The sequence below is a fragment of the Vibrio sp. SCSIO 43009 genome, assembly GCF_023716525.1.
Classification (GTDB): Bacteria; Pseudomonadota; Gammaproteobacteria; order Enterobacterales; family Vibrionaceae; genus Vibrio; species Vibrio alginolyticus.
The window spans coordinates 1,692,466-1,703,935 of the sequence record NZ_CP071843.1; the positions used below are offsets into that span (position 1 = coordinate 1,692,466).

Annotated in this window: 10 protein-coding genes; 7 read left to right on the top strand and 3 right to left on the bottom strand. The window is 44.3% G+C overall.

The window, feature by feature from the left end:
• Positions 1–937: 937 nt before the first annotated feature.
• Positions 938–1,837 (top strand): LysR family transcriptional regulator, encoded by a 900-nt coding sequence (locus J4N43_RS23070; RefSeq protein ID WP_053349393.1) that lies wholly within the window; start codon positions 938–940, stop codon positions 1,835–1,837.
• Here J4N43_RS23070 and J4N43_RS23075 read toward each other — a convergent pair.
• Complete coding sequence (locus J4N43_RS23075; protein ID WP_033906240.1) at positions 1,805–2,149, bottom strand: DUF5329 family protein; 345 nt, start codon at positions 2,147–2,149, stop codon at positions 1,805–1,807. The two genes, J4N43_RS23070 and J4N43_RS23075, sit on opposite strands and share 33 nt — an antisense overlap.
• Positions 2,150–2,244: 95 nt before the next feature.
• Positions 2,245–3,258: an MBL fold metallo-hydrolase gene (locus tag J4N43_RS23080; protein ID WP_053349394.1), complete on the bottom strand. Its 1,014-nt coding sequence runs from the start codon at positions 3,256–3,258 to the stop codon at positions 2,245–2,247.
• Positions 3,259–3,413: 155 nt separating this feature from the next.
• Here J4N43_RS23080 and J4N43_RS23085 point away from each other — a divergent pair, with 155 nt between their 5' ends.
• The 3 genes from J4N43_RS23085 (at position 3,414) to J4N43_RS23095 (ending at position 5,757) form a co-directional block, all read left to right on the top strand.
• Positions 3,414–4,028 (top strand): TetR/AcrR family transcriptional regulator, encoded by a 615-nt coding sequence (locus J4N43_RS23085; protein WP_025768062.1) that lies wholly within the window; start codon positions 3,414–3,416, stop codon positions 4,026–4,028.
• A 329-nt stretch (positions 4,029–4,357) separates the two neighbouring features.
• A complete protein-coding gene (gene rimK / locus J4N43_RS23090) occupies positions 4,358–5,263 on the top strand; it encodes a 30S ribosomal protein S6--L-glutamate ligase (protein ID WP_005374224.1) in 906 nt (301 codons plus the stop codon).
• Between the two features lie 65 nt (positions 5,264–5,328).
• Positions 5,329–5,757, top strand: coding sequence for an ATP-dependent zinc protease family protein (locus J4N43_RS23095; RefSeq protein ID WP_005384193.1), 429 nt, complete (start codon positions 5,329–5,331; stop codon positions 5,755–5,757).
• Positions 5,758–5,822: 65 nt separating this feature from the next.
• Here the strand turns inward: J4N43_RS23095 and J4N43_RS23100 are convergent, their stop codons facing one another.
• Positions 5,823–6,548 carry an MBL fold metallo-hydrolase gene (locus tag J4N43_RS23100; protein ID WP_044129549.1) on the bottom strand — a complete coding sequence of 242 codons (726 nt, stop codon included), beginning with the start codon at positions 6,546–6,548 and terminating at the stop codon, positions 5,823–5,825.
• Positions 6,549–6,871: 323 nt separating this feature from the next.
• On the opposite strand from J4N43_RS23100, the gene speA reads away from it, so the two are divergent.
• The 3 genes from speA (at position 6,872) to emrD (ending at position 11,319) form a co-directional block, all read left to right on the top strand.
• On the top strand, positions 6,872–8,782 hold the full coding sequence (speA, locus tag J4N43_RS23105) for an arginine decarboxylase (protein ID WP_033906546.1): 1,911 nt from the start codon (positions 6,872–6,874) through the stop codon (positions 8,780–8,782).
• 1 nt (position 8,783) lies between these two features.
• A complete protein-coding gene (gene speB / locus J4N43_RS23110; RefSeq protein WP_005374233.1) occupies positions 8,784–9,704 on the top strand; it encodes an agmatinase in 921 nt (306 codons plus the stop codon).
• Positions 9,705–10,113: 409 nt separating this feature from the next.
• Positions 10,114–11,319, top strand: coding sequence for a multidrug efflux MFS transporter EmrD (emrD, locus tag J4N43_RS23115; RefSeq protein ID WP_053349395.1), 1,206 nt, complete (start codon positions 10,114–10,116; stop codon positions 11,317–11,319).
• Positions 11,320–11,470 lie beyond the last annotated feature (151 nt).

Sequence of the window (11,470 nt, forward strand, 5' to 3'; positions counted from 1 at the left end):
ACATAATGATAATTACCGGTTTCTTGCAGCCTGTTTTTACTGGCAAACGGCATATTATCTATCTGACACGGTTAACTTACTCACCAGATATGACAGAAAAATGGCAATCAAGTTCCCTACTTATACTGTCATTGAATCTTAATAAGGATTAACAAGGTGGGCATTTCAGATTTACCATACTGTTTATAAAAACCGCAAGAATTTTTATTTCTTTTCAAACAAATCTCTACTCAAGATCAATTCACTTTCATCTTTATCGTCTCCCTTTTAACGCATTGTGATCCAGTTCAATCCACAGAACTCGGAACAAAAAGCGCACATTAATACATTCACCACCAAACTTGTGCGAGATCTCTTACAAGAGTTGTAAGCAAATAGATTAATCACCTCTAAGAGCAATGCCAGAAAAAACATTAAATATATGATTTAAAAGTAATATTTAAATTCACTTAAAATAATAAGTAAAAATAATTTAGAAAAGTTAATTGAGTCAAATCAGCAAAACATCAATACTCAATTTGTCGACAGGATGTTGGCGGGAACAGGAAAAAAGCCTAAAGGATTGGGTATCTTCAGGATGAAGATTTGATAACTTAGGATGAGTTGTCAGCAAGGATGTAGTTAAGCTCTAGGATAGAGTTCGCCCGTCAGGATGATAGGCAAGAATGGACACCGCTAGGAAGGCGATGAACAAGGAACTCGGTTAAAGGACTTAGCCACAATCAAGGATAGATGCAGGGAGCACCTATTAGTATAGTAGCTGGATTGCTGCGAAAAAGAATAAGCCCCGTCTGGGAAACCAGGCGGGGTTTTATTTTGTCTGTAATGTATTGATAACGATTCATCTTTTATCGTTTAAGTCTTCTCTGTTTTCATAAAACACCGTGCTATCATTTTCTTTACGTCTCCCAACAAAGCTCTCAGAAAATCACACACTATGCTTAATCCTGTTTGGTTACATACATTTAAGACATTGATTGAAGTCGGTCATTTTACGCAAACGGCAGAAAAACTTTTTATGACTCAGCCTGGCGTCAGCCAACACATCAAAAAATTAGAGCAAAGCTGTCAGCATGCCTTGATCAAGCGCGAAAACAAAAGCTTCGAATTAACCGAGCAAGGCAGGATTGTCTACGCATATGCGCTCGAGTTAGAAGATAGAGAGAAGAAGCTGCTCGAAGAGCTCAGTTTTGATGATGCGTTTTCAGGCCATTGTAAACTGGCTTGTTCTGGTGCAATGGCGTTAATGTTGTATGGGCCCATTTTGGAGAAGCAAAAACAGCACCCGAGCTTATCGTTACATTTAGAAGCCGCGCCAAATCAATCTATTCTCAACGCCATAACGCAAGGGCACATTGATATTGGTATCGTGACTGACGTTCCCAACAAAGGTCTGTTTCACAGTGAGCGAATTGGTAAAGAGAGGTTGTGCTTGGTTCTGCCAAAGCAATATCAAAATAAGCAGATAACGCCACAACTCTTGCATGACTGTGGTGTCATTAGCCACCCTGATGCCGAGCATTACATGACACTTTTTTTTGACCAATGTGAAGAACCACAGCTCCAAGAAATTAAGATGAGCGATTTACCATTATCCGGCTACGTAAATCAATTGAGCCAAATTTTGCTGCCTGTCAGCAAAGGACTTGGCTTCACCGTGCTGCCTCAAAGTGCGGTCGACAATTTTCCGCTAAAAGACACGTTACACATTGCTCAATTGAAAAACACTGTATGTGAAGAGCTATTTCTAGTTCGTAAGCGCAGTCGTGCTCTACCTCTGCGCTATCAGACCATCAAAGAAGTGTTATTGGATGTGATCGGTGGCGCGCATCAATGATGTTAGCCACTCTTCGCTGGTAATGCGTTCCTCTTGGCAATCCACCCAATATGGTTTGCCAGATAACCAGCTCTTTGACGCGACCTCTTTTATAAACACATCCACGGAATCAACGTCATCTTTGGCGTAATCCCATTTATTGCGCATGTGTTCTGCCGCTTCTTGATTAGTGTACGCCTTGCCGTTGCGGATAAAGGTGCAAGAGGATTGCTCAACTCGTTTTATCAACGTCGAGATATCTTGCTCTACCCCTGCTAGTGCAAAGGTCGGCAGAATGCTTAATGTAAGTAACAACGTCCACTTTGCTTTCATCGCACCTTTATCCTTATCCCTGACCACGTAACTACTAATAGTAACTACTGATAAGTGACTTAACTATTCTGGTGTTTGGCTGTTTAGTTCAGCAATTATTGCCACCATGCCTGAGCAGGCTGAGGCTCCGCAATCGCCAAGCGTTGACCGATCTCAGGGCTAACTAACGTTACACCGCGCTCTTCACTGATGTCTAACGCGCGTTGCATCGGTTCATTCCAATCGTGCATCGATAAATCAAACGTGCTGTTATGGATCGGCATCATAACTTTGCCCTGCACATCGATGTGTGCTTGAACGCTTTGCTCTGGGAACATGTGAATGTCTGACCAGAGTTCATTGTACGCACCTGTTTCAATCATGGTGAAGTCAAATGGACCGTACTTTTCGCCAATTTCTTTAAAGCCATTGAAGTAACCAGAGTCACCACTGAAGAACACTTTGTGTTGTTGTGCATTGATAACCCAACTGCCCCACAGCGTCGTATCGCGGTCTGTCAAACCTCGACCAGAGAAATGCTGAGTCGGAGTTAGTGTATATTCAATGCCGTCAACAGAGTGTGACTCCCACCAGTCTAGTTCGATCACTTTCTCTTTGGGTACACCCCAATTCACCAGTAATTGGCCAACTTTTAACGGCACCAAGAAAGTGCCCACCTTGTCGCCTAGCACTTTAATAGAAGCTTTATCTAGGTGATCGTAATGGTCATGACTGATCACCACCACATCGATAGTTGGCAAATCTTCTATCGTGATGGGGGTTTGGTGAAAGCGTTTTGGCCCTGCCCATTGTACAGGAGACGCGCGATCACTGAATACAGGGTCAGTCATCACCAGTTTTCCATCGAGCTTCATTAATACGCTTGAGTGACCCAGACGATAGATGACGTCATCTTGCTCTTCTAACAGTTGCCGCGCTGTGATCACATGCACTGGAATTTCAATCGTTGGTGTTGGGTTAAGGCGCTCAGTCGTAAAATACGCTTTCATGATTTCGAACATGTCGCCCAAACCGCTTTTGTATTCCAACTCTGTATTTGCAAATTTGTCCGGGTATGTTGGCGCTTTTTCAGTATCAACATTAGAACAAGAAATCATTGATGTACCCATCGCGAACGCTCCTACTGTGGCTAGCAAAGTTTTTTTCATAAAAAGTTAACCCGAACAAAAGTAAACTACACGGTGCAGTTTACATTCTAATTATCAAAAGTAAACTACTTAGTGTAAAATAGATCAAGAAATGATCTTCTTAACTTAGCAAGCTTATGAATGTAAAAAGAAAAAGTCGTAGCGAAACCAAAAGAGAAGCCATCTTGTGCGCGGCAAGGCAAGCGTTCCAAGAGTTTGGGGTGCAAAACACCAGCATGGATAAGCTCTCTGCAATCGCACAAGTCTCTAAGCGCACGGTCTATAATCACTTCCCTTCTAAGGAAGCGATCGTGACGGAGTTGCTGACTGAGCTTTGGCGTTCGTCAATGATGGAAAGCGATATTAAACGCTTGGCCACTCTGCCACTCAAAGATCAATTGATTGAATTACTCTACAGCGAGATCATTGTGGTAACGGAACCAAACTATATTGAGCTGGCAAAAGTGGCATTTGGGCACTTCTTATTTAAGCCGGAAGATCTCAAAGAACAAGCAGAACAAATGTCGAAACAGGAAACCGCCCTGTACCGCTGGCTTACTGAGAAATCGAACAGTGGCGCTTTGCAAATTGATGATGTACATATAGCAAGCACTCAATTGCACAACTTACTTAAAGGCAGTGCATTCTGGCCACAGTTAATGGGAATTCGCCCCTCTTTGTCGAATGAAGAATCTAGGCTGTTAGCTACCCAAACGGCGGAACTTTTTTTAAGTCACTATCAAAACAGCTAAAAACAGCGGTCAAATTGGCCGCTTTTTTAAGCGATAATTCGTGACAAAGCGATGAAATTTTTGCTCAATTTTATTTATCTCACCCTTGACAGTCTCATACCGCAAGGCGTGAGCGTTCGATAAAATATTTTTGTCGTGTCGACGATGCTTTTTCGTTTTCATCTCACAAAAAAACGCCCTAAGGTGCGCACCTCTGACGACGTGGTTGTTCAACCACAATTCTAAATCGTTGAAGTAAGTAGGTTATGTCATAACATGATCACCTGCCTACTGCATTCTATGCTCTATACTTATATTTTAATTTGGTACTGACTTACTAAGGAATTGCCATGCGTATTGCTATTCTCTCTCGTAATGAGAATTTATATTCAACCATGCGCCTAAAACAGGCGGGTGAAGAACGTGGGCATCAAATCGATGTGATCGACACGCTTCACTGTTATATGGACATTACGAGCAACAACCCTAAGATCCGCTACAAGGGTGAAGAATTACCGCAATACGATGCTGTTATTCCGCGTATTGGGGCATCTATTACGTTTTACGGCACTGCTGTTGTACGTCAGTTTGAAATGATGGGTACATTTTGTGTCAACGAATCTGTCGCGATCAGCCGCTCTCGTGACAAGTTGCGCTCATTACAACTGCTATCACGTAAAGGCATCGGTTTGCCACGCACTGGCTTTGCTCACCATCCTGACAATATTCAGGACGTGATCAAAAACGTTGGTGGCGCACCTCTAGTGATTAAATTGCTAGAAGGCACTCAAGGCATTGGTGTTGTACTTGCTGAAACAAATAAAGCGGCAGAAAGCGTGATTGAAGCTTTCATGGGTTTGAAAGCTAACATCATGGTGCAAGAATTTATCGAAGAAGCAAAAGGCGCGGACATCCGTTGTTTTGTTGTCGGAAATAAGGTGATTGCCGCAATGAAGCGCCAAGCGAAAGAAGGCGAGTTCCGTTCTAACCTTCACCGTGGTGGCTCTGCACAACTCGTGCGTTTGAGCAAAGAAGAGCGTGCGACCGCTGTAAATGCAGCGAAAGTGATGGGCTTGAACCTTTGTGGTGTGGATATCCTTCAATCTAAAAATGGCCCAGTGGTAATGGAAGTGAATTCTTCCCCTGGTCTAGAAGGCATCGAACTAGCAACGGGTAAAAACATTGCAGGTATGATCTTCGATTTTATCGAGAAAAACGCTAAGCCAAATTCAAACCGTACTCGCGGTAAAGGTTGATTTTTGTTTAACGTACAAGAGAGCCAAAAACCGGCTCTCTTGTTACTCGTCGCTAGGATGACACTATGAATCAGAAAATGATCATTGGGAATGCCGAAGCTATTTGCTTGCCAGAGTTAGGGATTACTCACCTTGAAGCGCGTATTGATACAGGCGCTCAAACCTCTTCATTACATGTAGACAATATTGATTGCTTTGAAAAAGATGGTCAGTCTTATGTTGCATTCGATCTACACCCAGATGTATACCATTTAGAACAAGTGGTTCGCTGCACAGCGAAACTAAAAGCAAACCGTAAGGTTAAATCTTCTAACGGTACTTTTGAGCACCGCTGCGTGATCACGACGATGCTGCGTATGGGCGACCAACAATGGCCAATCGACATTACGTTGACTAACCGTGAAAAAATGACTTACATGATGTTGTTAGGTCGTCAGGGCATGGCAGACAAGGTGCTCGTTGATCCTAGCCAATCTCACTTATTGGCATCTTAACCCGTAGCTTCAGATGAGTGATCGAACGTTTTTGTTGAGCATCACTCGTCTGGCTTTATCTTCGCCTACTTCCTACGAAATAACGCAAACAACAATCCCTTCGCTTTAACTTTTGTCACTCGCCAGTGCGTCATTGGTTTAGTCGGCGCTGTATTCAAAATGTGCTGATACGCTTTTTCATCCAAAGTCACCTCTCCCCCATGTGCCAAAAGCAAACATTGCGGATTCATCTCAAACACACGCTTTAATGATTGCCGATATTGATTCGGATGAAATATGGGAAACGGCGCAATCAGATGCTTTTTCACCTGCACCATTAAATCCGCCACATACAACACATCTTGTTCAGAATGATAAACCGACAGATCTCGGTCGGTATGCCCTAGCGTTTCTAGCACCTGCCAATCATCAAATCCAGGAATAAACTGTCCATCAATAAGTTCAATATCTGGCTTTAGCTTGCGGGAATACCACAGGTTTTGCTTTGGTTTACGCATCCGATTCGCCATCCAGCGTGCTAACATCAAATCGGTCAAATGCATTAGCCAACCGTCTACACCGCTATACCACTGGTTCTCTCGCTTTGCGGCCAATAGCTTGCATCCTGTTAAATCACGTAGTTTGTGCGCACCACCAGCATGGTCTGGATGCATGTGGGTCACAACAACCAACTTTAGGTCAGAAAAAGGACGATGGAGTTGATGTTCAATAAAGTCTTTAAGATGAGGGATGTCTGCTCGACTGGCACCATCAAGCAACAATAATTTATCGGGATATTCGGCGAGATACATGGTCTGAATGTACCCCTGAATTCTGTGCAGCTGCAAAATATGTCCTTATTTTAGTGAGATGCTTCATGACCGAATCCTTACTGGTCAGACCAACTATAACAGCAGAATGGACGCTTCGGTAAACAAATATTCACACGTAGCGACGACAACAAATCATAATCGAGATGATAGATTTTAATCATTAGACTCAAGGGCCCTTTTATCCGTTAATGCGCGCACACGGAGTTCGTGTCAGGGTATGAGGTAAATACCTCATGATTTGCTTTTTTGTACTTTTCCTTCTAATTAATTAAGGAGTTAAGTACATTTTTGTGAGAATCGAGTTGGAAAAAGCAACTAAATTAGACCGCATCCGCGCGGACTACAACGTTCACTACTGGAGCCAAGGTTTCTACGGCATTGATGACCAAGGCGAAGTATATGTATCACCACGTAGTGATCGTGCACATCAAATCCCTTTCAGCGCTATTGTAAATGAGCTAGAAGCGAAGCAGTTAAATCTGCCTGTATTAGTACGCTTCCCGCAAATCGTGCACCAACGTGTGCATGGTATTTGCCACGCATTCAACCAAGCAATTGAAGAATACCAATATCCAAACAAATACTTGTTGGTGTACCCAATTAAAGTAAACCAACAACGTGAAGTGGTGGATGAAATTCTAGCGAGCCAAGCTCAACTAGAAACCAAGCAGCTTGGTCTTGAAGCGGGTAGCAAGCCAGAATTGTTGGCGGTACTTGCATTGGCTCAACAAGGTAGCTCCGTGATCGTGTGTAATGGCTACAAAGACCGTGAGTATGTGCGTCTTGCACTGATCGGTGAAAAGCTGGGTCACAAGGTATTCATCGTACTAGAGAAGCTTTCTGAGCTGGATCTGGTACTAGAAGAAGCGAAAAGTTTGGGCGTAAAGCCGCGCCTTGGTTTACGCATTCGCCTCGCCTCTCAAGGCGCAGGGAAATGGCAAGCAAGTGGCGGTGAAAAATCGAAGTTTGGTTTATCAGCATCGCAAGTGCTTAGCGTTATTGAACGTCTTAAACGCGAAGGCAATCTAGACGCGATGCAACTGGTTCACTTCCACCTTGGTTCACAGATGGCAAACATCCGTGATGTACGCAATGGTGTGAACGAGTCTGCACGTTTCTACTGCGAACTACGCGCACTCGGTGCAAACATCGAGTACTTCGATGTGGGCGGCGGCTTGGCAGTGGATTATGACGGCACACGCAGCCAATCATCGAATTCGATGAACTACGGCCTTGCAGAATACGCACGTAATATCGTCAACACAGTGGGCGATGTGTGTCTGCAATACGAACAACCAATGCCAGTGATCATTTCGGAATCGGGTCGCTCGCTAACAGCGCACCACGCTGTATTGATTTCTAACGTAATTGGTACCGAATCGTACCTACCGGAAGAAGTACATGAGCTTGATGATGACGCTCCGCTTTTGCTACAAAACATGTGGCGAAACTGGGAAAACTTACAAGATGGTACAGACGCTCGTGCGTTAATTGAGATTTACAATGATACCCAAAGTGATTTGGCAGAAGTGCACTCTCAATTTGCTACAGGCGTGCTTAACTTGGAACAACGTGCGTGGGCAGAACAATTGTCACTGCGCATTTACTTCGAATTAAGCCGCAAGATGAGCACTAAGAATCGCTTCCACCGTCCGATTCTGGACGAGTTGAGCGAACGTCTTGCGGATAAGTTCTTCGTGAACTTCTCTCTCTTCCAATCTCTACCAGATGCTTGGGGTATTGATCAGGTGTTCCCTGTTCTGCCACTTTCTGGTCTTGGCGAGGCGGAAGAGCGTCGTGCAGTGATGTTGGACATCACATGTGACTCTGATGGCGCGATCGATCACTACGTTGATGGTCAAGGCATCGAGAGCACGCTACCTGTACCAGCTTGGAGCAAAGACAAACCGTACCTAATGGGCTTTTTCCTAGTAGGCGCATACCAAGAAATCCTTGGTGACATGCACAACCTATTTGGTGATACCCACAGTGCTGTAGTCAATGTTGATGAACATGGTCAATTTGAGATCAGTTACATCAACGAAGGTGATAGTGTAGAAGACATGATGCGCTACGTTCATATCGACGTGGATGCAATTCGTGACAATTATAAACAATTGGTTTCACAGCGAGTTGAAGCCAATGAACAAGCACAAATCCTAGCAGAACTAGAACAAGGTCTAGCAGGATACACCTATTTAGAGGACTTCTGATATGAATGATTTGTTTACTAAAACTGATTATTCGCTTTACTCCAACTCTATGTCGTTTTTACGTCTGCCGTACATTCGTAACCCGGTATCGGCAGACGCAGACGTTGTGGTGTTGGGAGTCCCTCTGGACATGGCAACATCTGGTCGTCCAGGTGCGCGTATGGGTCCAGATGCAATTCGCCGTGCCTCAGTCAACTTGGCATGGGAAGGTAAGAAGTTCCCGTGGAGCTTCAACGTATTGGATAAACTGAAAGTGATCGACGCAGGTGATCTCGTGTTCGATTGCGGTGATGCGGAAGATTTTACTTACCGCCTTGAAGCGGCAACCAGTGAAATTCTAAAAAGCGGTAAAACCATGTTGGGATTGGGCGGTGACCACTTCATCACACTGCCTATCCTACGTGCTTACGCAAAGCATCATGGCCAAATGGCTTTGATTCACTTTGACGCTCATACGGACACCTATGCAAATGGCAGTTCATACGACCACGGTACGATGTTCTACCATGCGCCGAAAGAAGGTTTGATCTCAGCAAAGAACTCAATACAAATCGGCATTCGTACGGAGTACAAACAGCAAGATCACGGCTTCAATGTGATTAATGCGATGCAAGCGAATGACATGTCGGTGAACGAGATCCTAGAAGAAATTCGTCGCACCGTCGCAGACAAGCCAGTATATGTCACTTTTGACATCGACTGCTTAGACCCGGCCTTCGCACCGGGAACTGGTACACCAGTTTGTGGTGGCTTGAACTCAGACAAAGCGCTGAAAATTATTCGTGGTTTAGCCGGCATGAATATCGTGGGTATGGATGTTGTCGAAGTATCGCCTCCATACGACCACAGTGATGTTACCGCACTAGCGGGAGCAACCATCGCACTAGAAATGCTTTACGCATACGCATCTGAGCGCGAATAGACATAATCATTTCTAAGGGAGCTTCGGCTCCCTTTTCTTTCTGATGCCTTCCTCTACCTTTTATTCACTCGTTTCATCTTGAACTCAGATCAACCGAGCAGACGCTTTATTTTTGCACTTTAACCATTAAAACCAGTTACCTATAAGGCTCATTCTATTCACGAAAAGTAAAAGATTTAACTTAATTAGACAAAGAAATGCATCTCTTTTTGAAAACAAAATCGGATTAGTTTTTCTAATTGAAATCATAGATTTTTATCTTGCTCAACTTCACACTTTTCGATTGCTAATTATACAAGCAAGCACTATTATCTCGCGCAAATACCCCCGCAACACAAGAATTCAGTTGGCACTCTATAAAAGAGCGCTAAGGGTTTTTACGTCTTAAATTTTTTGGAGAGATACGCAAATGTCTGCTTCGTTTCCATTAGCGAAACTTACCTTTTTAATCGCTATATTGACTGCCGTGGGTCAAATGACCCAGACAATGTACGTGCCTTCAATCGGTCATATGGCGGGCGAGTTTTTGGTATCTGCGTCATCACTTCAAGCTGTGATGGCTTGTTACCTAATCCCATATGGCTTGTCGCAATTTGCGTATGGCACACTATCGGACCGCTTGGGACGCAAACCGATCATCATCGTCGGTCTACTTATCTACATCCTAGGTACTTTGGTGGCGCTATTTGCACACCAATTTGAGTGGTTCTTGGCTGGTAGCTTCATTCAAGGTTTGGGGATCGGTTGTGGCGGCGCGATGTCACGAACTCTAACTCGCGACTGCTTTGAAGGTGCTGAGCTGCATCGTGCAAACAGCTTGATCAGCATGTGCGTGATTTTCTCACCACTAATGGCACCAGTACTTGGCGGCTACCTAACAGAAGCATTTGGTTGGCGCTCTAGCTACCTATTTCTAGCTCTGTTCGGCATCGCGGTGGTGATTACCATGATGACCAGCATGATGGAGACTCTGCCAAAAGAGAAACGCAAGTTCGAACCAGTGGCAAAAAGCTACAAGCACGTTTTGTCTGACCGCCGCTTCCAAGGCTTTTTAATCTGCCTAGTTGCGACGTTTGCTGGCGTAGGTGTGTTCGAAGCAGCTGCTGGGGTATTACTAGGTGGTGTATTGGCATTACCAGCCACTACCGTAAGTTTGCTGTTTATCTTGCCGATCCCGGGCTACTTAGTGGGAGCAGGTTTGTCTAGCTATATCGCGCAGCGTCGCTCTGAGCGTCGTGCGTTAAATGTTGGTTTGGTGTCGATCTTTATCGGTTCAGCCGTCGTATTAATCCCAGGCTTGTTTGGCGTAACGACTGCACTGACGTTAATTGGTGGCGCAACTATTTATTTCCTAGGTGCGGGCATTCTGTTCCCAGCAGCAACAACTGGAGCGATTGCGCCATTCCCATACCATGCAGGAACAGCAGGCGCGACATTGGGTGGCATGCAAAACTTGGGGGCAGGTGTAGCAACTTTGCTCGCGTCACTATTTCCAGCGCATAACCAGATGCCTTTGGGCATTTTGATGATGGCAATGTCGGTAATTGCAATGCTTGGGTTAATGTGGGTGAATCGAGCACACAATCACTCAAACGAAGTACCGCAAGTTATCTGATCATTATCAGCTTACTTTCAAAATCCAAAAGGGACACACTCAACAAGTGTGTCCCTTTTTTCATATCACACTATATCGATTTCCCGATGAGAATGATTTAACTTTCGAATTGATATTTGTTAAAAATAACAGCTGCTTACACAATGTGTTT

What these genes read in the sequence shown, in the direction of transcription:
- emrD (WP_053349395.1), top strand. Translation starts at nt 10,114, where the DNA reads ATGTCTGCTTCGTTTCCATTAGCGAAACTTACCTTTTTAATCGCTATA.
- J4N43_RS23100 (WP_044129549.1), bottom strand. Translation starts at nt 6,548, where the DNA reads ATGTATCTCGCCGAATATCCCGATAAATTATTGTTGCTTGATGGTGCC.
- J4N43_RS23085 (WP_025768062.1), top strand. Translation starts at nt 3,414, where the DNA reads ATGAATGTAAAAAGAAAAAGTCGTAGCGAAACCAAAAGAGAAGCCATC.
- J4N43_RS23075 (WP_033906240.1), bottom strand. Translation starts at nt 2,149, where the DNA reads ATGAAAGCAAAGTGGACGTTGTTACTTACATTAAGCATTCTGCCGACC.
- J4N43_RS23095 (WP_005384193.1), top strand. Translation starts at nt 5,329, where the DNA reads ATGAATCAGAAAATGATCATTGGGAATGCCGAAGCTATTTGCTTGCCA.
- speB (WP_005374233.1), top strand. Translation starts at nt 8,784, where the DNA reads ATGAATGATTTGTTTACTAAAACTGATTATTCGCTTTACTCCAACTCT.
- J4N43_RS23070 (WP_053349393.1), top strand. Translation starts at nt 938, where the DNA reads ATGCTTAATCCTGTTTGGTTACATACATTTAAGACATTGATTGAAGTC.
- J4N43_RS23080 (WP_053349394.1), bottom strand. Translation starts at nt 3,258, where the DNA reads ATGGGTACATCAATGATTTCTTGTTCTAATGTTGATACTGAAAAAGCG.
- rimK (WP_005374224.1), top strand. Translation starts at nt 4,358, where the DNA reads ATGCGTATTGCTATTCTCTCTCGTAATGAGAATTTATATTCAACCATG.